The sequence below is a fragment of the Arthrobacter sp. MDT2-34-1 genome, from assembly GCF_059091365.1.
In genome coordinates this window covers 441625-464540 of record NZ_JBNHGO010000001.1, presented here as the reverse complement: position 1 = coordinate 464540, position 22916 = coordinate 441625, and the positions used below count along the sequence as shown (strand labels likewise).

The 22916-nt window shown below is 68.3% G+C and carries 16 protein-coding genes; 11 read left to right on the top strand and 5 right to left on the bottom strand.

What is annotated here, in order from left to right:
• The first annotated feature begins 13 nt into the window (after nt 1–13).
• From AC5RVV_RS02150 to AC5RVV_RS02140, 3 genes are all read left to right on the top strand, one after another.
• Nucleotides 14–1294: a bifunctional phosphopantothenoylcysteine decarboxylase/phosphopantothenate synthase gene (locus AC5RVV_RS02150; RefSeq protein ID WP_493999793.1), complete on the top strand. Its 1281-nt coding sequence runs from the start codon at nt 14–16 to the stop codon at nt 1292–1294.
• A gap of 144 nt (nt 1295–1438) precedes the next feature.
• The gene (gene metK / locus AC5RVV_RS02145) at nt 1439–2644 is read left to right on the top strand and encodes a methionine adenosyltransferase (RefSeq protein WP_493999792.1); all 1206 of its coding nucleotides are present in this window, start codon (nt 1439–1441) and stop codon (nt 2642–2644) included.
• A 5-nt stretch (nt 2645–2649) separates the two neighbouring features.
• A complete protein-coding gene (locus AC5RVV_RS02140; protein WP_493999791.1) occupies nt 2650–4731 on the top strand; it encodes a primosomal protein N' in 2082 nt (693 codons plus the stop codon).
• Here the strand turns inward: AC5RVV_RS02140 and AC5RVV_RS02135 are convergent.
• The 3 genes from AC5RVV_RS02135 to AC5RVV_RS02125 all read right to left on the bottom strand — a co-directional run bounded on the left by AC5RVV_RS02135 (nt 4653) and on the right by AC5RVV_RS02125 (nt 8825).
• A complete protein-coding gene (locus AC5RVV_RS02135; RefSeq protein ID WP_493999790.1) occupies nt 4653–6176 on the bottom strand; it encodes an HNH endonuclease in 1524 nt (507 codons plus the stop codon). The two genes, AC5RVV_RS02140 and AC5RVV_RS02135, sit on opposite strands and share 79 nt — an antisense overlap.
• Before the next feature lie 688 nt (nt 6177–6864).
• Nucleotides 6865–7950 carry a glycosyltransferase family 4 protein gene (locus AC5RVV_RS02130; RefSeq protein ID WP_493999789.1) on the bottom strand — a complete coding sequence of 362 codons (1086 nt, stop codon included), beginning with the start codon at nt 7948–7950 and terminating at the stop codon, nt 6865–6867.
• Entirely contained in the window at nt 7947–8825 is an 879-nt protein-coding gene (locus AC5RVV_RS02125; RefSeq protein ID WP_493999788.1) for an alpha/beta fold hydrolase, read from the bottom strand. Before AC5RVV_RS02125 ends, AC5RVV_RS02130 begins: the two co-directional genes overlap by 4 nt.
• A 312-nt stretch (nt 8826–9137) precedes the next feature.
• On the opposite strand from AC5RVV_RS02125, the gene glpK reads away from it, so the two are divergent.
• From glpK to AC5RVV_RS02110, 3 genes are all read left to right on the top strand, one after another.
• Nucleotides 9138–10652 (top strand): glycerol kinase GlpK, encoded by a 1515-nt coding sequence (gene glpK, locus AC5RVV_RS02120; RefSeq protein ID WP_493999787.1) that lies wholly within the window; start codon nt 9138–9140, stop codon nt 10650–10652.
• A gap of 164 nt (nt 10653–10816) precedes the next feature.
• On the top strand, nt 10817–13306 hold the full coding sequence (leuS, locus tag AC5RVV_RS02115; RefSeq protein ID WP_493999786.1) for a leucine--tRNA ligase: 2490 nt from the start codon (nt 10817–10819) through the stop codon (nt 13304–13306).
• A 17-nt stretch (nt 13307–13323) separates the two neighbouring features.
• The gene (locus tag AC5RVV_RS02110; RefSeq protein WP_493999785.1) at nt 13324–14277 is read left to right on the top strand and encodes a DegV family protein; all 954 of its coding nucleotides are present in this window, start codon (nt 13324–13326) and stop codon (nt 14275–14277) included.
• Nucleotides 14278–14344: 67 nt separating this feature from the next.
• Here AC5RVV_RS02110 and AC5RVV_RS02105 read toward each other — a convergent pair whose 3' ends face one another.
• Nucleotides 14345–15106 carry a hypothetical protein gene (locus AC5RVV_RS02105; RefSeq protein ID WP_493999784.1) on the bottom strand — a complete coding sequence of 254 codons (762 nt, stop codon included), beginning with the start codon at nt 15104–15106 and terminating at the stop codon, nt 14345–14347.
• 381 nt (nt 15107–15487) lie between these two features.
• On the opposite strand from AC5RVV_RS02105, the gene AC5RVV_RS02100 reads away from it, so the two are divergent.
• Complete coding sequence (locus tag AC5RVV_RS02100; RefSeq protein WP_493999783.1) at nt 15488–16192, top strand: hypothetical protein; 705 nt, start codon at nt 15488–15490, stop codon at nt 16190–16192.
• Nucleotides 16193–16313: 121 nt separating this feature from the next.
• Complete coding sequence (locus AC5RVV_RS02095; RefSeq protein ID WP_493999782.1) at nt 16314–16898, top strand: hypothetical protein; 585 nt, start codon at nt 16314–16316, stop codon at nt 16896–16898.
• Nucleotides 16899–17112: 214 nt separating this feature from the next.
• On the opposite strand, the gene AC5RVV_RS02090 is transcribed toward AC5RVV_RS02095, so the two are convergent.
• A complete protein-coding gene (locus AC5RVV_RS02090) occupies nt 17113–17721 on the bottom strand; it encodes a hypothetical protein (RefSeq protein WP_493999781.1) in 609 nt (202 codons plus the stop codon).
• Between the two features lie 474 nt (nt 17722–18195).
• On the opposite strand from AC5RVV_RS02090, the gene AC5RVV_RS02085 reads away from it, so the two are divergent.
• The 3 genes from AC5RVV_RS02085 to holA all read left to right on the top strand — a co-directional run bounded on the left by AC5RVV_RS02085 (nt 18196) and on the right by holA (nt 22915).
• Nucleotides 18196–18999, top strand: a complete 804-nt coding sequence (locus AC5RVV_RS02085; protein WP_493999780.1) for a ComEA family DNA-binding protein — start codon at nt 18196–18198, stop codon at nt 18997–18999.
• Between the two features lie 572 nt (nt 19000–19571).
• Entirely contained in the window at nt 19572–21764 is a 2193-nt protein-coding gene (locus AC5RVV_RS02080; protein ID WP_493999779.1) for a ComEC/Rec2 family competence protein, read from the top strand.
• A gap of 143 nt (nt 21765–21907) precedes the next feature.
• Nucleotides 21908–22915: a DNA polymerase III subunit delta gene (gene holA, locus AC5RVV_RS02075; RefSeq protein WP_493999778.1), complete on the top strand. Its 1008-nt coding sequence runs from the start codon at nt 21908–21910 to the stop codon at nt 22913–22915.
• Nucleotide 22916: the final 1 nt, after the last annotated feature.

Here is a 22916-nt window from a genome sequence, read left to right as displayed (position 1 = left end):
CACCGGGGCAGGCATGCGGATCATTTTGGGCGTAGGCGGCGGGATCGCCGCCTACAAGTCGGCATCCCTGCTTCGGTTGTTTAAGGAAGCCGGCCACGAGGTGACGGTCATCCCGACCGACGCCGCCGAGAAGTTCGTTGGCCGCGCCACCTGGGAGGCCCTCTCCGGCAACCCGGTGAGCAACAGCGTGTTCGATGCCGTCGAGTCGGTCAACCACGTCCGCCTCGGCCAGGAAGCCGACCTCGTGGTGGTATGCCCGGCCACAGCGGACCTGTTGGCGCGCGCCGCCGCCGGCCTGGCCGGCGACCTGCTCACCAACACCCTGCTGGTGGCCACCGCGCCGGTGGTCTTTGTGCCGGCCATGCACACCGAAATGTGGCAGCACCCGGCCACCGTGGCGAACGTGGCAACGCTGCGCGGCCGCGGCACCACGGTGATGGACCCGGCCATCGGGCGGCTCACCGGCAAGGACACCGGCCCCGGCCGGCTGCCCGAACCGGCGGACATCTACGACTTCATCACCGCAGCCCTCGCAGACGGGACTTTGCAACCGCGGACGACGGCGGAGGCCGGCTGGCCGACGGACGCGTCCGCGCGGGTCCTCGCGGCTCCGGAACCCGGTCCGCTGGCCGGCAAGCGGGTCCTGGTCACCGCCGGCGGTACCCGCGAACCGCTGGACCCCGTACGCTTCCTGGGCAACCGGTCCTCCGGCAAGCAGGGCGTGGCACTGGCCCGCGCCGCTGCGGCCGCGGGAGCGGAGGTTGAACTGATCGCCGCCCACCTTGAGGTGGATATCCCGGACGGGATCAAGTCCAGCTCGGTGGAAACCGCCCTGGACCTGCGCGAGGCGACGCTCGAAGCGGCGGCGCGCTCCGACGTCGTCATCATGGCAGCCGCCGTGGCGGATTTTCGTCCGGCTGAAGTGACCGACACCAAGATCAAGAAGCGCGACGACGCCGACGACCCTGTGATCACGCTGGTGCGGAATCCGGACATCCTGGTGGAGGTCGTGCAGCAGCGCGGCTCCGGCGATGTGCCGCTGATCGTCGGTTTCGCCGCGGAGACCGGCGACGACCGCGGCGACGTGCTCGACTACGCGCGCAGCAAGCTCGAGCGAAAGGGCTGCGACCTGCTGGTGCTCAACCGCGTGGGCCGCGACCTGGTGTTCGGGCAGGATGACACCGAGATCACGGTGCTGGCGCGCAGCGGCGTCGAACTGCAGACCCACCGCGGCAGCAAAGACAGCGCGGCGGCCGTGGTCGTCGAGCGCATCACCGCCGAACTCTCCCGCTGAAACTGCGCGCGGGCGCTTCCGGCCGGCCGCGGGAACCGGCCCGCCCGTGACCCCCTGTGTACTACCGTTTCGCTCCATGACCCGGCCTTTCGAGGCCGCCTCAACCGTTCCGTGGCGGTCCTCGCCAGCAAGTAAGGTATGTCTGTGACTTCTTCTGACAGCAATCTGCGGCTCTTCACGTCCGAGTCCGTGACCGAAGGCCATCCGGACAAGATCTGTGACCAGATTTCCGACGCCATTCTCGACGCGCTGCTGCGCGAGGATCCCGAGTCGCGGGTAGCCGTAGAGACGCTGACGACGACCGGCCTGGTACACGTGGCCGGTGAGGTCACCACGAAGGGCTATGTGGAGATCCCGCAGATTGTCCGCGACACCATCCTGGAGATCGGGTACAACTCCTCGGATAAGGGGTTTGACGGCGAGCGTTGCGGCGTGTCGGTTTCGATCGGGCAGCAGTCGCCGGAGATTGCCTCCGGGGTCTTTAACTCGTTCGAAACCCGCGAGGGGACCGGCATCGATGCGCGCGATGCCCAGGGTGCCGGTGACCAGGGCATCATGTTCGGCTATGCCAGCGACGAGACCGACGTCTTGATGCCCGCACCGATCTGGCTCGCGCACCGGCTGTCCGAGCGTCTGACCGAGGTGCGGAAGGACGGGACGCTTCCGTATCTGCGGCCCGACGGCAAGACGCAGGTGACCATCGGTTATGACGGCGACAAGCCGGTGTCGGTTAACTCGGTCGTGATTTCCAGCCAGCATGAAGGCGGCGTGGACCTCGAACACCTGCGTGCTGACCTCGCCTCGCGCGTGATCGAGCCGGTGCTTGCGGCCAGCTCCCTGGATGCCACCAACGTGCGCTACATCCTCAATCCGGGCGGCGACTTCGTGATCGGCGGGCCGGTGGGCGACGCCGGGTTGACCGGACGCAAAATCATCGTGGATACCTACGGCGGCATGGCCCGTCACGGCGGCGGCGCATTTTCCGGCAAGGATCCGTCCAAGGTTGACCGTTCCGCTGCCTATGCCATGCGCTGGGTGGCCAAGAACGTGGTCGCCGCGGGACTGGCCCGGCGCGCCGAGATCCAGATCGCGTACGCCATCGGGATGGCGCGGCCGGTCGGCATCTACGTCGAAACCTTCGGAACCGAGACCGTTGACCCGGCGCGCATCGCCCAGGCGATCGAGGAAGTCTTCGACCTGCGTCCGCTGGGCATCATCGACGACCTGCAGCTCAAGCGGCCCATCTACAAGCAGACCGCGGCGCACGGCCATTTCGGCCGCGAACATCCCGACTTCACGTGGGAGCGAACCGACCGGGCCGACGCGCTGCGCAGCTACTTCAACGCCTGAGCCTGATGGGCTCTGATCCGCACCAGCTGAGCCTGCTGCAGGGCTTCGGTGCCCCCAAGCAGGCGCCGGGTACCTCGCCGGCGGCGGCGAACGACCCGGTGGCGCAGGTGCTGATCGAAACGTCGCTGCCACATCTGGACCGGATCTTCGACTATCTCGTGCCGGAGAATTTGGACGACGACGCTGTTCCCGGCGCGCGGGTCAAGGCTCGTTTCGGCGGCCAGGAAATGAGCGGGTACATCACCCGCCGCACGTCGGAGGTGCCGGAAGGGGTCAAGCTGGCGCCCTTGGCCAAGGTGGTTTCCGCGCAGCCGGTGCTGACCGAGGAGCTGCTCCGGCTGGCCACGTCCGTGGCCGAGCGCTACGCAGGGAATGTCAGCGACGTACTGCGCGCCGCCATCCCGCCGCGCGTCGCCAAGGTGGATAAGGAATTCGCCGCCCGGGAGGCGGGCCAGTCGGCTGACCCGGCACCTCCGGCTAGCACCGGGCCTCCGGCTACCGCGCCGGCTCCGGATGGCGCGGAGCAAGCCTTCGCCGGTTATGACGGCGCCGGTGATTTTCTGGCCCGGCTGGCGTCGGGTGCCGCCCCGCGTGCCGTGTTGGCCAGCCACAAGTCCTACGGTCCTGCTTCGTGGACAGCCCAGATAGCCCACGCCGTGGCGAGCGTACGGCAGAGCGGCCGCGGCGCCGTCGTCGTTGTTCCGGACGCCAAGGATCTGGCGCGGCTGGAAGCCGAATTGGAGCGCGTCCTCGGCGCGGACCAGTATGTCCGCCTGACTGCCGAGGACGGGCCGACGCCCCGCTACCGGAACTACCTGCGGTTGCTGCATGGCGAAGTGTCCGTGGCCGTGGGGACGCGCTCGGCCGCCTTCGCTCCGGTGCAGGATCTGGGACTGGTGGCGATGTGGGACGACGGCGACGACCTGTTGCTGGAGCAGCGTGCCCCGTACCAGCATGCGCGCGAGGTGTTGTTGCTGCGCACGGCACAGGCCGGTTGCGCCGCCCTTTTCGCCGGTGTCTCGCGCAGCGGCGAAACACAGCGCCTGGTTGAGAGCGGCTGGGCGTCGGCGCTCACACCTGCCCGGCCGTTCCTGCGCCAGGCGACCCCGCGGATCCTCAATACCGCTGATTCGTTCCAACAGGAACGCGATCCCATGCTGCGCCATGCCCGCCTGCCGCATGCCGCGTGGCTTGCCGCCAAGGAAGGCCTGGAGCGCGGTCCGGTGCTGGTCCAGGTGGCGCGGACCGGCTTTTCACCTGCCCTTGCCTGCCAGGACTGCCGCACGCCGGCCAGATGCACCGACTGTAATGGGCCGCTGGCGCAGCCGGGCCGGTCCGCGGCGCCGGCTTGCCGGTGGTGCGGCCGATTGGCCACGAACTACTCCTGCCCCGAATGCGGGTCCCACAGGCTCCGGGCCTCTGCGGTCGGCGCCCTGCGCACGGCGGAGGAACTGGGACGTGCGTTCCCAGGGGCGACGGTCGTGTCTTCCTCGGGGGAACACATCAAGTCTGTCGTCGAATCACGTAAAGCCCTGGTGGTCGCGACACCGGGAGCCGAGCCGGTGGCGCCCGATGGGTACGCCGCGGCGTTGCTGCTGGATGGCAACGCCATGCTCAGTCGCGAGTCTCTGCGCACCCCCGAAGACGTGCTGCGCCGGTGGTTCCGCGCCGCGTCGCTGGTGCAGCCGTCGTCCGAAGGGGGGCTGGTGGTAGTCACCGCCGACCAAGACGCGGTTGTGGCGCCCTTGGTACGGTGGGACCCCTCCGGCGCCGCAGCCCGGGAAATTCAGTTGCGGCGTGAGCTTCAGCTTCCCCCAGCCGTCAGGATCGCCGCCCTGACCGGGAAGCCCTCAGGCATTGAAGCCTTCATGGCGGACTTTGAGCTCAGCGGCAGCCTTCGATGCGTCGGGCCCGTTGAGCTTTCGGCCCGATCCGGGGAGAGCAGCGAGCACCGCCTGCTGCTGTTCTTCAGCTATCAGGACGGACCCCGCGTGACTGCCGCGCTTCGTCACCGCAAGGCGGCGCTGTCCGCCAAGCGCGTCCCCGACCCGGTGCAGGTGCGCTGCGATGGGACCGACCTGCTGTAACCTTCCGCACGCGCGGTCCGGCGGCGGGCGCGGGACGCAGGGGCTGCTTTTGCTTCCGCCGGCGGAGTGCCTGGTAGTGGTGGCGGGGTGGAGGTGTAGGTGTGGCCGGTGGGTGTGGTGGTTTCCACCACATGGCCGGGTCCATCAATCGTGCGGCTGGACCAGCCTTCGGCTTCCTTTGACTGGTTGCATTGTTCGCACAGTCCCTGGCCGTTGGCCATGGTGGTTTCACCGCCTTGCGTCCAGGGCACGATGTGGTCGATGTGCCGGATCGGGGCGTCGCACCAGGGCCTTGCGCAGACCGCGTCGCGGGCGTGGATCATCCGGCGCATCCCGTCCGGGAATCTCCGGGCGGCCGAGTCCATCCCCAGCAGCTGCCCGGTTGCAGGGGCGGTGTAGAGGCGGCGGATCCAGACGTCTTCCACGCTGGCCTGTTTCAACACCTTGTTGCGTTGGGCCTGCTCGCGGGCGGTCTTCCACCCCGGTTCGGTCCCGGCCGGCGGCGCCTTCTGCCCCGCCCCGCCCGGCGGGCTGCCGCCGGTTGCTGCCAGTGCTGGCGCCGGTGCCGGCGGTTGCGGCGGACGGGTGAGGTTGCGGGCGTAACCGGCAGGGACGACGCTGTGCCCGGTCAGCCAGGCCGGTTCGGCCTCGCCCCGGAGCAGGGCACGGTCGGTCATCACCAACTGGATTTCCAGCCGGGCCGGGTCGGCGGTGCTGCGCCCGGTTACGCGTTCGAACACGGTATCGGCCATCATCTGGCCCCGCGACCGGGGGTCCCCCGTGCTGCGCAGCCGGTCCGCTTCCTTGTGCAGGGCAGCCATCACCGCCACCCCCTGGACCACCGGCAGCAGGGTCCGGACCGAGACCATCGTGTCCGGCTCGGGCCGGGAGGACACATGCCGGTCCGCTTCGGCCTTCGCCGCCCGGTCCACCACCGAGCGGGGATCGAGCCGGTAGGCCAGGCGTTTGGCTTCGGCCCGCAGCGCCCGGTTCCCGAGCCCGTGCAACCGCTCCCGGTTCCCGGCCAGTTCCCGGTCCACGCGGGCCCGGTGCTCCGGGGACAGGCAGCCGGTCTCCTGGGCCAGGATCTCGGCCCGGTATTCGTTCAGGCTCCCCGCGGCGAGGGCGGCCAGGGTGTGCGGCATCTGTGTGACCAGGGTCCGGGACAGGTTCAGCAGGACCGCGGCACGGTGCGGAGACTCGTGCCGGGCCAACCCGATCTGGGCGGCCACCCCGGCGCCCTGCCGGTCTTTCGGAATCCCGGCGCAGGTACGGCGGGCACGCACCGACTTCTCCAGCGCGACCTGGACCCTGGCCTGCGCGGCCGCCGCTGCAGCCTTCAAACCCTCCAACGCCGTAAGCTCCTCCACCAACTCCCGCTCCGACGCACCCACGTCGATGCCCTCGAGGGCATCGGCCGCAGCGCGAACAGCGGCAGACCGCATCGGACCCGCCGCCGGCCCGGCACCCCGCAACAAACCGCTGCCGGCAGACGGGGCTGTGGCAGGTGGTCCTGCTTCTGATGCTTGGGCGGGCGGGGCTGTGGCAGACGGGGGTGCGGCAGGTGGTCCTGCAACAGGCGATGCTGTGGCGCGTGATCCGGCGGCGGGAGATGCTGGGGCGCCCGGGGCTGCGGCAGGCGGGGCTGCGGCAGACGATCTGGGCGCAAGCACCGCTGCGGCGGGAGAATCGGGTACGGCCGGATCAAACATCTCAGCGTCTCAATCTTCAGCATGCATACTGCATGGCCTCGACTACGAGCGGCCACGAACCCTGGACGGATCCGCAGACGCCGCCGGCAAACCCACTGCCAGGCGGCCAACGATGGTGCTCAACTGCTACTGAAAACAGACTATTGGCCGCCACTGACAGTTTCGGAGGGTGCGGCCTCCGCATCCGCCTCCGCCTCCGCTGACGGAGACGGTGTCGGTGACGATGACGGCGATGGTGCAGGTGACCGCAGCACGGCAGACTGTGGAGTGGCCCTGCTCGAAGGCGCCACATTGAAACGGAAGTCCGCCGTCAGCAGCTCCACCCGCTCGCGCGGTGTGGAAAGAAGAAATGAGTCGACGTGTCGATCGGGCGCTTCAGGAACGACATCCAACGGCTCCTCTCCGCCTGCCGGCCACCAAACTACCGGGACCGGCCCCGCCGTCGTTCCAGCACTTCCTCGGCGGCGGCGACCAGCTGCTTGGCCGACTCGTTCCAGTCGTAGGCCGCCGCTCGACGGATGCTGGCCTCCGACGCCGCGCGGAAGGCACCGGGCTGGTCGAGTGCCGCCACCGCCGCTGCGAAGTCTGCGGGCTCGTCCGGGTCCACGAGCGTGACGGCGCCGCCACCGACCTCCCGGAAGATAGGAATATCGCTGGCGATCACCGGTGTTCCGGCGGCCATGGCCTCGATCAGCGGCAGGCCGAAGCCTTCGTCACGGGAGAGGGTGACCAGCGCGGTGGCCCGTTGCAGCAGCTGCTGATACCCGTCGTCGGAAATCCCGTTGTGGAAGACCAGCCGGCGAGGGTCGACGGCCCGCGCCTCCAGTTCGGCCTGCCGATCAGGACGCACCGGGCTGAGCAGATGGAGCCGGTAGTCCGGCAGCAGCGCCATGGCGTCAACGATGGTTTCAACGTTCTTGTACGGCATGAACGAGCCCATGTAGAGCAGGGTCTTGTCGCGGCCGCCGGCGGGATCACGCGGCGCTCCCTGCGGCTGGGCGGCGTTGGAAACAATCCGGATCGGCCTGCGGGTGAGCCGGTGCCGTTCCATCAGCGCCTGCGTGGTGTGGCTGATGGTGGCCACCGTGTCCGCGCGGTTCAGCAGGAGACGCTGCGGCCAGTAGGCCTTGTGGTAAAGCCGCCACAGCCACTGCACCGACTTGGGCAGGAATCCCGGCGGTGTGGGGTGGGAGTAGTAGATCAGGTCGTGCAGCGTCAGGATCAGCCCGTATCTGCGGCCGAAACTGCCCATGGTTTGCATCGGGCAGACGACGACGTCGGCGCCCAGCTTGTTCACGCGGCGCGCCACGAAGAGTTCGGCGGGGGAGAGGGGGCTGTTGATCTTGACCCAGGGCACGTCGGGCAGGAACTGCAGCTGCCGCTCGTCGTTGATCAGCATGCTCACGTCCGCCAGCCTGGACGCGGCTTCGATGAGGCTGGCGCCGTAGCGGCTGATGCCGTCCAGCTGGTCGGTTCGGGTGAACCGGGCGTCAATCAGGAGTTTCATGCACTCATTCCGTCGATGAAGTCCCGGATGAAGGCGGCGGCCGCTGCCGGGGTTTCGTAATGGATCAGATGCCCGACGGCGGGGATCACTTCCAGCCGGGAGTCCGGGATCATCGCCGCGAGCCTGCGCTGGCTCGCCACGGAACCGATGTCGTCCCGTTCGCCGGCGATCAGGAGGACCGGAAGCTCCAGCAGGCCGGCGACCTGCGCCACATCGGCGGAGATGGACGCCCGGAAGGCCTCCAGCACCACCCTCCGGTTCGCGAAGGCGCTGAAGTAGGCGTCGTGCTGCCCGTGGATGTAGGAACGCAGCTGCGGGTCGCGGGTTTTCGCCATCATGATGCTCATGCCCCGGACGATCAGCCGGTGGCGCAGCAGCCAGAGACCCAGCCGCTCGGGCAGCTTGGCCCCGGCGAAGTAGTAGAACCCGGCGAGCCGGGAGGGGATCGCCTTGGGTCCCTGCAGCGCGGGTTCGCTGATCGGGTTGACCAGGATGGCGGCCCGGAAGCTGCCCGGATGCGCCGCCAGGTAGTGACTCACCACGATGGACCCGAAGGAGTGTCCCAGGATGTAGGTGTCCGGGCCCAGCTTGAGTTCGCCGGCCAGGGCGTGCAGGAACCGGGTGTAACCCTCGATCCCGTGGCTGCCGGCAGTAAGCGGCTCCGATTCGCCGAAGCCGGGAAGGTCGGGGGCGATCACCCGGTAACCGGGCAGCCGGCCCACCACGAGTTCCAACCCGTGGTGATCACCGCGGAAGCCGTGGATGACCAGGAGGGTGGGCGCGCCGTCGTCGTCCGCGGGATATTCCCAGTAGCGCACCCGGGCGCCGTCGAGCAGAAGTTCGCGGCGCACCGCACGGTCGGCAACGGCGGTCACGCCGGGGTCCTTCCTGATTTCATGCCTTCGACTCTACCGACCTGCGGGCGCGTTGCCGCGCAGCGCGGCCGATGTTGCCCAGGGCCGACGACGGCGACCGCCGCGGGAGCGGCACAGGTGAGGGCACAGCCGGGGCTGGCATCGGACAGGCGCGGGGCGCAGATACGGAGGCAGGCGCCGGCTGGCACACGCCGCAAGCGGGCCGCACGGCGGACGACGGCGAGGCGAGCTCGATTGACGCTGCCGTGCGCCGCCGGTTAGGTTCGACAGCAGCCGGGCACCGAGGCCCGGATCGGAGCGTGGAGGACACAGATGGCGGAGTTCGTGCTGGCGATCGACCAGGGGACCACCTCCACGCGCGCGATTATTTTCGACCACTCCGGGACGCCGGTCTCCACCGGCCAGCGCGAGCACCGGCAGATCTTCCCGCAGCCGGGCTGGGTGGAACACGACCCGCTGGAAATCTGGGACAACACCCGCGAGGTGGTGGGCACGGCGCTGTCCCGGGCCAGCCTGACCCGGCACGACATCGCCGCCGTCGGCATCACCAACCAGCGCGAAACCACGGTGGTGTGGGAGAAGAGCACGGGCCGGCCGGTGTACAACGCGATCGTCTGGCAGGACGTGCGCACGCAGCAGATCTGCGACGAACTGGCCGCCGACGGCGGCGTGGACCGCTTCCGCGAGCAGACCGGACTGCCGCTCGCGCCCTACTTCGCCGGCACCAAGCTGGCCTGGATCCTGCGCAACGTGGTCGGGGCGCGGGAACGGGCCGAAGCCGGCGAGCTGCTGTTCGGCACCACCGACAGCTGGGTGCTGTGGAACCTGACCGGCGGGCCGGACGGCGGCACGCACGCCACCGACGTGACCAACGCCTCCCGCACCCTGTTCATGGACCTGCGCACGCTGCAGTGGGACCGGCAGATCCTGGGCGCCTTCGGCGTGCCCGCCGCGATGCTGCCGGAGATCCGCTCCTCGTCCGAGCCCTATGCGACGGTGCACGGCTCGCAGCTGCTGCGGCACGTCCCGGTCGCGGGCATTCTCGGCGACCAGCAGGCGGCCACGTTCGGGCAGGCGGCCTTCAACCCCGGCGAGGCCAAGAACACGTACGGCACCGGGTGCTTCGTGCTGGTCAACACGGGCGAGGAGATCGTCAGGTCATCGCACGGCCTGCTGACGTCCGTGGGCTATCAGCTGGGCAAGGCGGCGCCGCACTATGTGCTGGAGGGGTCGATCGCCGTCGCAGGGTCGCTGATCCAGTGGCTGCGCGACAACCTGGGCCTGGTCGCATCCGCCCAGGAGGCGGAGCAGTTGGCGGGCACGGTCGAGGACACCGGCGGCTGCTACTTCGTGCCCGCCTTCTCGGGCCTGTTCGCCCCGTACTGGCGGCAGGACGCCCGCGGTGCGCTGGTGGGCCTAACCCGCTTTGTGACCAAGGCGCACATTGCCCGGGCCGCGCTGGAGGCCACGGCCTTCCAGACCCGGGAGGTCCTGGACGCGGTGAACGCGGACGCCGCGGTGCCGCTGACCGGCCTTAAGGTCGACGGCGGGATGGTCGCCAACGATGCGCTGATGCAGTTCCAGGCGGACATCCTGGGCGTGCCCGTGAGGCGGCCGCGGGTCACCGAGACCACGGCGCTGGGAGCGGCCTACGCCGCGGGCCTCGCCGTCGGATTCTGGGAGGACACGGACCAGCTGGCCCGGAACTGGGTGCAGGACAAGGTGTGGGAGCCGCAGATGCCGGCGGAAGAGCGGGAACGCAGGCTGCGTTTGTGGAAGAAAGCGGTCACCCGGACCTTCGACTGGGTCGACGACGATGTCCTGTGAACGTGCGGTAAAGTGGTCCCATGTTCGCACTGCTCCTTAGCTAGCCGCTGCCGCGGGGCCCAGGCCCTGCTTCAGCGGCCCGCCCCTCCGATGCCGAGGGGCTTTTGTGTGTCTAGGGGAGTCAGGCCAGTGCGCAGTACAGACAAGAGGACGAGGCAAGCACAGTGAGTACGCAGCCGGGAACGGAACAGCACGAGTACAGTTTCTCCGCCATGGAGGCCAAGTGGCCGGCCGTGTGGGAGGAACTTGATGTCTTCGCTCCCGCCGACGACGGTTCCCGCGAACGCCGCTACGTGCTGGACATGTTCCCCTACCCCTCCGGCGACCTGCACATGGGCCACGCCGAAGCCTTCGCCATGGGCGACGTCGTGGCACGCTACTGGCGGCTGAAGGGCTACGACGTCCTGCACCCGATCGGCTGGGACTCCTTCGGCCTGCCGGCCGAGAACGCCGCGATCAAGCGCAACGCCCACCCCAGCGAGTGGACCTACGCCAACATCGACACCCAGGCGGCGTCCTTCAAGCGCTACGCGATCAGCGCCGACTGGTCGCGCCGGCTGCACACCTCCGACCCGGAGTACTACCGCTGGACCCAGTGGCTGTTCCTGCGGTTCTACGAGCGCGGCCTGGCCTACCGCAAGAACTCGCCGGTCAACTGGTGCCCGAAGGACCTGACCGTCCTGGCCAACGAACAGGTGGTCAACGGGGCATGCGAACGCTGCGGCACGCCCGTGACCAAGAAGAGCCTGAACCAGTGGTACTTCAAGATCACCGAGTACGCCGACCGGCTGCTGGACGACATGGACGAGCTCAAGGGCCACTGGCCGGAGCGCGTGCTGGCGATGCAGCGCAACTGGATCGGCCGCTCCGAGGGCGCGCACGTCCGTTTCACGGTGGAGGAAGCGGGCGGACGCCCGGCCCAGGACGTCACGGTCTTCACCACCCGCCCGGACACCCTGAACGGCGCAACTTTCTTCGTGGTCGCGGCCGACGCGCACCTGGCGCTGGACCTGGTGGCCCCGGAACACCACGATGCGCTGATGGCCTACCGGGAGCAGATCAAGGCGCTCTCCGACATCGAGCGCCAGTCCACCGAACGCGAGAAGACCGGCGTGTTCCTGGGCCGCTACGCGATCAACCCGCTCAATGGCGAAAAGCTGCCGGTCTGGGCCGCCGACTACGTGCTGGCCGACTACGGGACCGGCGCCATCATGGCCGTCCCGGCGCACGACCAGCGCGACCTCGACTTCGCGAAGGCCTTCGACCTGCCGGTCCGCGCCGTCGTCGACACCGGGGAAGGGGATCCGGCCGAGACCGGGATCGCCACCAGCGGCGACGGCACCCTGATCAATTCCGGCGAGCTGGACGGCCTGTCCAAGACCGAAGCCATCGCCCGCGCCATCGACCTGGTGGAGGCGGCCGGCACCGGCGAGAAGACCGTGAACTTCCGGCTGCGCGACTGGCTGCTGTCCCGGCAGCGGTTCTGGGGCGCGCCGATCCCGATCGTCCACTGCGACGAGTGCGGCGAGGTCCCGGTTCCCGATGACCAGCTGCCCGTGCGGCTGCCCGACGACCTGCGCGGCGAGGCCTTGTCGCCCAAGGGCACCTCGCCGCTGGCCTCGGCCGCGGACTGGGTCAACACCGACTGCCCGAACTGCGGCAAGGCCGCCCGCCGGGACACCGACACCATGGACACGTTCGTGGATTCGTCCTGGTACTACCTGCGCTTCGCCTCGCCGGACTACGCCGAGGGCCCGTTCGAGAAGGACGCCGCGGCCCGCTGGCTGCCGGTGGACCAGTACGTCGGCGGCGTCGAGCACGCCATCCTGCATCTGCTCTACAGCCGGTTCTTCACCAAGGTGCTCAAGGACATGGGCCTGATCGATTTCGACGAGCCGTTCCGTGCGCTGCTGAACCAGGGCCAGGTGCTCAACGGCGGCAAAGCGATGAGCAAGTCGCTGGGCAACGGCGTGGACCTGGGCGAGCAGCTGGACAAGTTCGGCGTGGACGCCGTGCGCCTGACCATGATCTTCGCCTCGCCGCCCGAAGACGACGTGGACTGGGCGGACGTTTCCCCCTCCGGCTCGGCCAAGTTCCTGGCCCGCGCCTGGCGGCTGGGACAGGACGTCGCCTCCGCTCCGGGCACAGGGTACGACGACGGCGACCGCGCCCTGCGCTCGGTCACCCACCGGACCGTTGCCGACGCCGCCGAACTGCTCGACGCCGGCAAGTTCAACGTGGTCATCGCCCGGCTCATGGAGCTGGTCAACGCCACCCGCAAGGCCATCGACGCCGGACCCGGTGCCGCCGACCCGGCCGTCCGCGAGGCCACCGAGGCAGTGGCCATCATCCTGAGCCTGTTTGCCCCCTACACCGCGGAGGACCTCTGGGCCCGGCTGGGCCACGAACCGTCCGTGGTCAAGGCGTCCTGGCCGGCCGTGGACCAGTCCCTGCTGGTGCAGGACACCGTGACGGCCGTGGTGCAGGTGGCCGGGAAGGTGCGCGACCGGTTGGAGGTGGCAGCCGACGTCGACGCGGACGAGCTGGAGAAGCTCGCCCTGGCCTCGCCGCAGATCATCCGGACCCTTGACGGCCGCGGAGTGCGCAAGGTGATTGTGCGCGCGCCGAAGCTGGTCAACATCGTGCCGGCCTGACCGGCGGCCCGGCCCCGATGAATTGGCTCGAGCACCTCGTACAGCGGTCCAAACAGTTGCTGCACCAGCAGCAGGCGCCTGCCCGGCCCGGGCAGCCGCCGCGGCACCGGGTCGCCGTCGTCACGGATTCGGCGGCCTCGCTGCCCGCGGACTGGGTCAACCAGCCGGACACCGCGGACTGGCTGCGGGTGGTGCCGATGCCGGTGATGATCTCAGGGCAGATTTACGGGGAAGGCGTCGACGACGTCGCGTCCGCCCTGGCGGTCGGGCTCGCCGAGGGGCGCGACATCAAGACGTCTCGCCCGTCGCCGGGGCTGTTGGAGCGGACCTACCGGGAGCTTGAAGACCTGGGCTTCGACGCGATCGTCTCCATCCACCTCTCGGCCGAGCTCTCCGGCACGATCGAAGCGGCAGGCCTGGCCGCCGACGGCGTGGGCATCCCGGTGGAAGTGGTGGACACGCGCAGCGCCGCTCTGGGCGAAGGATTCGCCGTCATCGACGCCGTCGTCGCGGCGCAGAGCGGTCTCGACCGGCAGGCCGTGACGGATCGCGCCAAGGCGGCCGCCGTGTGTTCCGACGTCTTTTTCTACGTGCCCAGCCTGGATCAGCTGCGCCGCGGCGGCCGGATTTCCGCCGCCTCCGGCCTGCTCGGCTCCCTGCTGGCGATCAAGCCGCTGCTGGCCATCCGCGACGGTGCCATCCTGCCGCTGGAGAAGGTGCGGACCGCCGCCCGCGCCCAGGCCCGGCTGCAGCAGCTTGTGGTGCGCCGGATCGAGGAACTCGACTACGAACCCCGGGTTGCGGTGCATTACTTCGGCAACGAAACCGAGAGCCGGGCCATCGCGGATACCCTGCAGCAGTACCTGAGCGACGAGGTGCTGCTGACCCCGGTGCCCTCGGTCCTGGCCGCCCACACCGGCCTGGGCGTCGTCGCTGTGGTCGTCGGGCCGCCGACGCCGCCCCTGGACTGACCGCTCCTTTCCTGCACAGGCGGCGCCGCCGGAGCCGCAGCGTTACCCTTGCAGAGGTGTCGGCTGATCAGGGGTAAACGAGCAGGTTCTTGTGCGCATGGCGCCAGCCTTCAGCCAGTTCCTTACTGACGTCGTAGTCGTCGTCGACCAGCTTTGCCTTTACGCCGGGGGCGCCCAGCTCCACAGCGGGGGTGCCGCCGCCACAGCCGGAGGAGGCTGTTTCGGCTTTCAGATTCTCCACGACCACGCACACAATGCCGTCTCCACCAGGGTCGTTCGACAGCGCCGCATGGAACACGTAGTCGTCGTCCTTGAACAGGAGCCGCGCGCTGTCTGCCTTGATGTTGAGGTCCTCCGCGTCGCCGGCCAGGCTGGTGTCGGCGGGTCCGGCCGGAGCATCCAGAGCAGCAATCCAGAACTTCGGATCATCCAACCCGCGCACCAACAGGTTCTTGTGCAGGTAGCGCCAGCCATCGGCCAGTTCCTTACTGGCGTCGTAGCCGTCGTACGCCAGCTTCGCTTCCAGGAGGCCGGGAGTTCCCTCGGTCTTGTCCCTGGCAATGTACGGGGTGCCGTGGCCACATCCAGTTGATTCGGCGCCCCCTTCATCCTGAATGACCACGCAGAGGCGCCCGCTGGCCAACTCGGCGAGCGGCACCAGAGAGTAAAACCTGTAGGGCGCTTCTTCTGCCAGCAGATGCTTATTGGTTGAGGTGAGGGGCAGGTCCTTGAATGCCAGATCAGGCGGCGCCGGCTTTGGTCCGCTGGTGCAGCCAGCCATCGCCAGGAGTACCGCTACACCGGCTGTCAGTTTGGTCAGCGTGCGCACATCGTGTTCCTGTCTGCTGGTGGCTGGCACCACTCAAACTACTGCAGGCTGTCGTGATACCGACAAATTCGAACGCAAACACCGAAGAGAAGCGATTCCCTAGGCGGCGTTGAGCCACACGGATTTCCTTTACCGTAGACATATTTGTCTCAGGCTAACCGCAGGACGCTAGGCGCGAAATTTTTCCCACATTGCGAAGCAATAACTTCTTTATGTGCATGGCCATAGCTGCATAACCCTGGCTGCTCCCTTTGAACCCCCCAGTCCAGCTTGGGCGAGAGAGTAGGCTTCGGATACAAGGCGTAGCTAAAGGCAACCTTCTCTGGACAATCTCTCAGGTTGATTTAGGTCCAATAAGTAGTGTCTTAACTTAGGGGGAACATGAACCAGAATCACGGCACCGCAAATTTTCCAACCGTGCATATGGTTCTTGCCATTTGTGCCGCCGCTTTTCTCGCCGGCTGCACTGTGTTGGAAGTACCTCCGGCTGTCTCTCAATTGGCGCCTGCCAGCCCAGCCCCATCCTCCGACCCGGAACGCGTTGACGCTGAGCCGGTGACTGTCATGACCGTGGCGGCACCGTCCCCTGATCCAAAACGTACCGATATGGTTGCTCCCGGGCCGCGGAACGTTGAAGCTGACGTGGCCTATACGAACGCGTTCCTAAGCCAGGCTTGGGACACTACAGAGCCCAAATCCCTTGTCGAGGTTTCCATTGGAGACTGCATATTCTTCGATTACGACTACGCAGCAACAACGACGGCACTGTTCACCGTCGACTGCTCCCAACCCCACGAAGGCGAAGTCCTCGCGATTTACCGGTACCACGAGTCCGAATATCCCGGCCAAGTAACTTTATGGGGCAGGGCAGGCCAGGCGTTCAGTGATGCGGTGGACAGCCTGAGGGAGGCCGGATGGATCACCACAGGATTTTCATATCAAGACTTGGCTCCCACAGAGGCCGACTGGGAAGCCGGCGGACGCACCGGCCTGACAATCCTGCGGCACGGAGACAGCAATGGCCTTTTGGACGGCAGCTATCTTGATGCAGAGCGCTTCGTCACAATTGACGCCGCCAATGGGTAACCGCGTACGCCTGGGAAAAACTGGACGGTTTAGGTAACAACCTCCTGCTTACCTGCGGCACAATTCGGATATCGAAACCCGGGTCCGAGGAAACCCAAAGGTGAAGGGACGACAATGAAGCATGGTCGCCCCCGAAGTACCGGCTCGCACTCCGAAAAGCGGACTGGAACGCATCTCTGACCACGCCCTTTGGTGGCTGCCCATGGTGGCTTTGCTGCCTGCAAATATCCTGCAGCCGAATGCGGATCTGGGCGCCCGGATCCTCACCAGCCTCGGGGCAGTCGTCCTCGTCGAAGCCCTGCTGCTCGTCGGGGTGAGACGCGACAAACGGAAGCGCCTGACCGCGGACATCGAAGAACACGGGATCATTGATTGCCTCCTCCGCTATCCCACTGCTGTGCCCGGGTCACTGCGCAACCGGTGGGCACTAGGGTCGGCCCAGCTTAAACCAGGCACCATCGTGTTCAGAGAGCGCAACGTCATTGAACCCTTTGGCTTGGACCAGGCCATCGGAGCCCCCCGAATCCTCGAGGTCCAGTCATTCGCCGAGCAACGGGTTCTGCCTCCGCGCACGCAAAAGGAGCTTCGACGGAACCAGCGCGTGGTCAGTATCCAAACGAGCCACGGTGAAGTGGAACTGGCAGCTGATGAGATGAGCCTCAACGCCTTGCGCAGGCTTGTCGACGGAACAAACCATGGCGACTAGGCTGTCACGACCGTGGTCAAGTCACGCCTGGCGAAGCCCGCGTTCGCACCCGCCAGTGCATGACGGTTATCCACAGGATTGCGAGTCTCTAGTTTTCGGGAAACTGAATCATGCCTGCCACACCTGCGGAGATGGAATTTGCGGAAGGCGGGAGCCGTCTGAAAGATGACTCCGCGTGGGCGGCGATGCCCGGGGAGTTTGGGTTCTTCGTGGCTCACGACGGCCTAGCTGCCGCCCATCCTGCCATCAACAGCCCTGCCAGCACCGCCGCGCCGGCGAATCCCAGCGGCGAAGCCCAACCGAGCTGCGGCAGCGTCAGCGCCACGGCAACGACCGCGCAGGAGAGTAGGAACTCGACGGCGACCCGCAGGGGACGCTGCCTGTAAAGAGGCGATGCGATGAAGTGTGCTAGCGGTACTACTGGCACCAGGGCGAGTAGAGCGGGACCGAGAATTGGGTAGAACCCGTAGAGGACGAAGAACAGCGAGGATGCGGCCAGGAGCACCACGAACAGTGCCAGCTTTGCCACCCGTTGCGTCCAGCTGTAACTGTCCCAGCGCAGGCAGAGAATGGCCCAGGACGGCAGGCCCAGCAGCCAGAGCCCACCCCAGTAGCCGGTGCCCAGCACCCACAGTGCCACCATCAACAACCCGGGCAGAACGAATGCCAGGATCCGGGCCCAGGTGGCATCCCTGATGTCAGGACCGTAGATGAACAACCCAACCGCCGCGTAAACGATCGCATACCCGGTCAACAGTTCAGCACCGGGCCGGGTCCCCAGCCCAAGGAGGAGCAACAGGATGCCGATTGCTGCGACAGCCACAGCGGCCACCGCCCAGGGGCGGCCTGGAGCCGCTACATCGTCAAGCCAGTCGCGCCGATCCCTGAGGCTCTCCATGCCTGCAGTATTGCAGAGCAGGCGGGAGATCCGCGCCCACACCAGCCCCTCATGCCTGCCCGACGATCACGGCAAAGTATAGGCATTCGCATCGGCCGACCACACGTAAGTGGGAATGCCTTCGGATGTGTCAGGTACGTGGGTAGAAGTGTCGGACGTGAAAGACAGACTTAAGGTTCAACCCATTCGTCGCGCAGTGCCGTGGTTTCCTGTTCCGGCCGCGCCGCGTCTTCTGGAACCCTCAACAAGTCCTTCAGCGGCCGACCATCAACCACGGGCCGCCGACGCCACCCCTGGGCTGAGCGTTCCTCTCCTCCACAGTCGGCGCCGCCGGAGCCGCTGTCCACGAGAGTTTGGGGCACGGGCGGGGCAGCCGCACCGCCGACCTAGTGTTGCCGCATGGGCCGACACCGCTGGCTTCCGGCAACCGCCCGCGGCGGCATCGCGTCGCGAGCTCAGCGGACTCCGCGCTTCCGCATAGCCCTCGGGGCAGCGTTCGTGGTGGCCGGGCTGTGCCTGGGCTACGGACTTGTTTCGCTGGCCACGGCTGACGTGAGCCGCTCGGCTGCTCCCATCCTGGAGAGCATTCCGCTGACGTCCGACCGGGCTGCCGGCCCGGCTGCCGACGAAGAAACGAAAGGCAAGCCGTCAGCAGCGCACTCTGCTGCCGGCGAGGACGGTACGGAGACCGCGGATGAACCGTCAGGCGACGGCCCCGGCCTCATCGTCCATGTGGCCGGGGCCGTCGCCTCGCCGGGGATCGTCCGGCTGGCCGACGGCTCCAGGGTGTTCGAGGCCATTGACGCTGCCGGGGGTGCGACGAAGAAGGCTCGGCTTGAGGAGTTGAACCTGGCGGCGCCGCTGACCGACGGACAGCAGGTCTTCGTGCCCTCGCCGGATGCGCCGGGACCGCCGCAACAGGCGGACGGGTCGGGAGGCGGCGGCGGTGCCGGCGGATCCGGCGGCAGCGCCGAGGAGTCAGGCGGGGGCGGCGCCGCGGGCGGTCCGGCTGCCAAGATCAACATCAATACGGCGACGGCCGAGGAGCTCCTCGAACTGCCCCGGGTCGGACCGGTTCTTGCCGCGCGGATTATCGAGTTCCGCGAGCAGCACGGCCCGTACGGCCAGCCGTCGGATCTTGATGCAGTGCCCGGCATCGGGCCGGTCATGCTGGAGGCGCTGGTGGAACTGGTGTCGGTATGAGCCGGCCGCCGCGCTGGCAGCGGTACGCGGATGCGGCCCGACGTCCGACTGTCGTGGCGCCGGACCAGAATGAGTTGGGTCAGCCGCCCAGACGGCGCAGGAATCTGGGCCAGGGGTTGCTGCGGCACGTCAAGCCGGATCCTGCGGCCGCTGAGGCCGCCGCGGCGGAGGCCCAAGGCCGGCGACTGGATCTTCGCCTGGGCCTGGCGGCGGCGGTATGCTGGGCAGCTGCCTTGGCCCTGCCGCTCGCGCCGCCGGGGGTGGTCCTGCTGTCCGCGGGCTTGCTCTTGGGAACCGCCTGTGCAGCGACCGCCCGTTTGCTGTTACCGCTGCGGCCGGCCCGGCTCCTGCCTCGACCAGCCACCAGGTTGGGACGTTATCTTCGGCCCCGGCCGCGGGAAGACCCGCCCCAGCCACGGCCCCCACGGCAGGGAAGCCAGCACTACCCGCAGGCCCGGCAGCAGCGGAGCGGAGCTCACCCACGCAACCGGCCTCGGCGCGGCCTACTCGGGACGGGGGGCATCGCCGTCGTAGTTGTGCTGTGCAGTTGCACCGGGCTGCTGGCCCTGACGGTGGGGCTGCAGCAGGCGGAGCGGCTGGCGGGCCCGATCGGGACGGCCATCACCGGCGAGCAGACCATCACCGCCCGCCTGGTGGCCACTGGGGACGCTGCCGCAGTGAAGGCGCCGCGGCAGTTTGGGAGCGGCCCGCGTTTCCACCTGACCGCCACCATCGTCGAGGCCACGGCCGGCCGCGTGCGGTTCGAGGCCGACACGCCGGTGCTGGTCCTCGGTGGGCCGGAGTGGTCCCACGTGCGGTTCGGCGAGCGGCTGCGGACCTCCGGAAAGCTCGTCCGGGCGGACCCGGGCCAGGCCGTCGATGCCCTGCTGATCGCATCCACTGCCCCGTCGGAGCGGTCGGCACCACCCCTGGACGCATGGGTCTCGGGCCTGCGCGCCCAGTTCGTGGCGGCGCTGGCCGGATTGCCGCCCGACGCCCGGGGGCTCCTTCCCGGGATGGTGCTGGGGGACAAGGAACACCAGGGTGCGGACCTCGAGGAGGCCATGCGGCGTACCGGGCTGACGCACCTTCTCACCGTCAGCGGCGCCAATGTCTCCTACGTGCTGGCCTTCATCTACCTGCTCGGATCGGCGGTCCGCCTGCCCCGGTGGGCGAAGGCGGTTGCGGGCCTTGTTGGACTCGCCGGGTTCGTGCTGCTGGTCCGGCCGGAGCCCAGTGTGCTGCGGGCGGCGGTGATGGGCTCGCTGGGAGTAATTGCGGTACTGAGCGGGCGGCGCAGGGCAGCGCTGTCCTTCCTGGCCGTTGCGGTGCTGGTGTTGCTGATCGTAAATCCGTGGTTGGCCGCCAGTTACAGCTTCGTGCTCTCGGTGTTGGCCACCCTCTCCCTCGTGCTGCTGGGGACCGCGTGTTCCCGCCGGCTGCAGCGCTTCCTGCCGGTCCCGCTGGCGCACGCGGTCGCCATGCCGCTGGCCGCGCAGGTCTTTTGTGCCCCGGTCATTGTCCAACTCCAGCCCGAACTGGCCTTGTATGCTGTCCCCGCCAATGTGGCTGCGGGACCGCTGATTCCTTTCATCACCGTTGCCGGAATGATAGGGACGGGGCTGCTGCCGCTGTTTCCCGGACCGGGCGCGGCCGTGCTGCATGCCGCGGGCGGGATGACCTTGTGGATCGCAGGGGTCGCGCGATGGTTCTCCGAATTGCCCATGGCCGCGCTGCCGTGGGCGGGTGGCCCGCTCGGTGCAGCCGGAGCGGCAGGTGCCGGTTTGGCGCTCCTGTGGGGGCTGCGGGCCGCGGACAGGCGGCGGGCTGCGCAGGATCAGCACCTTGGGTCGGACGACGACGACGGCGGGGCGGCGTTGCGGGGGCACGGCTTCGCTTCCGGCATGCGCGCTGCGTTGTTCAAGCTGGTCTGCTGGACGGCCCTGCCCGGGCTCGCCGCAGGAGCGCTGGCGGCTGCGCTTCTGCGGCCGGCACCGGCGGGGGAGTGGGACGTGGCGGCCTGTGACGTCGGACAGGGTGATGGGTTGGTGGTGCGGACGGGCGAGGGCAGCGCGATCGTAGTGGATACCGGACCCGACCCCGAGGCGATGGACCGGTGCCTGAACGGACTCGGCGTGAAGCGGATCGACCTGCTGGTGCTGACGCACATGCACCTGGACCACTACGGCGGACTCGCGGGAGCCGTGGCGGGACGGCAGACCGCGCGGGTGCTGTACTCGAGCGCCGAGGCAGCGCCGCCGGCTGCCGTGCTGGCCTCGCTTGAGGACCGGCGGCTTCAGGCAGAGCGTGCCTTTGCGGGCCTCTCCGGCTCGTCCGGAGCAGTTGCCTGGGCGGTGCACTGGCCGGTGGAGGGCAGCGCCGGCCTGTCCGAAAACGACGCGAGCCTCGTTATCGACATCACCCTGCCGTCTCCTGCCGGGGGATCGACGCGGATGCTGCTGACCGGTGACCTGGAGGAGGAGCAACTGCCTGCCCTGATGCGCCGGTTGGGCCCGGACTTCGCCGTCGACGTGCTCAAGGTCAGCCATCACGGCGCACGGAACGGGGGAACGGCGCTCATCACAGCGCTGCGGCCCGCGGCGGCCCTGATCTCCGTGGGCGCCGGCAACGAGTACGGCCATCCGGCGGATGAAATCCTGGCGGCGCTTCAGGCGGCTGGCACACACGTCCTCAGGACCGACGAGCTGGGAACGGTCTTCGTGGACGTCGGCCACCGGGAATTGTCCGTCCGCGCCAACCGCTAGCCGGGCAGCGGAGACCCGAGCCGCCGCGTATGGGTGACCTGAGCCCGCTTAGTAACGGAGACCGAGCGAGGCGGCAGCGGGGACTGCTTTGGGCAAAAGGCCCGGATCGTGAAACTCTGGACCTGAACAAGGAGGAACCTGCCGTGAACCCGCCACCCGGATCCCGCTCTCCGGCCGCCAAGAAGGGCGCCGTCACCGTCTCCTGGCGTGACGTCGAGCCGGCCGCCGTCGTGCTCGTCAGCGGTCCGGAAGAGTACCTGGCCCACCGGGCCAAGGAACGCGTCCGGGGCCTCCTGCGTGGCTGGCACCCGGACCTCGAGCTGGTTCAGCTCGATGCCTCCGCCTACACCACCGGCGAGCTCACCATGCTGGCCAGCCCCAGCCTCTTCGGAGAAGCGAAACTCATCGAGGCGTCGTCGTTGGCGCAGATGAACGACGAGTTCCTCACGGACCTGCTGGCGTATGTGGCGGCACCGGCTGAGGACGTCTGGCTCGTCCTGCACCACGGGGGCGGGACCCGCGGAAAGAAACTGCTGGACGCCGTTAAGGCTTCGGGCGCCCCCGTGGTCGACTGCCAGGCCATGAAAAAGGACTCCGAAAAACTGGACTTCGTCAGGCAGGAGTTCAAGTCGGCCCGCCGGGCCATCGAACCCGCCGCGGCTCAGGCCCTGGTGGCCGCCGTCGGCTCGTCGCTCCCGGACCTGGCTGCCGCCTGCTCGCAATTGATCTCCGACGCCGACAGTGCGGTCACCGAAGAAACGGTCGAGAAGTACTACGGCGGGCGGGTCGAAGCCACCGGCTTCAAGGTCGCGGATGCGGCCGTTTCCGGCCGCGGCGCGGCGGCCCTGTCATCTCTCCGGCACGCACTGGCCACCGGGGTGGATCCGGTGCCGATCGTCGCCGTGCTGGCCATGAAGCTGCGCCAGATTGCCAAGGTCAAAAGCGCGTCGGCCAACGCACGCGACCTGGGCATGGCGCCGTGGCAGTTCGACCAGGCCCGCCGGGACGCGCGGCTGTGGGAATCAGATGCTTTGGCCCGCTGCATCCAGGTTCTGGCCGAGACCGACGCCCAGGTCAAAGGCGAGGGCCGCGACCCGGAATATGCCGTGGAGCGGGCCGTGACCTTGATCGCCACCAGCGCGCGCCGCTGAA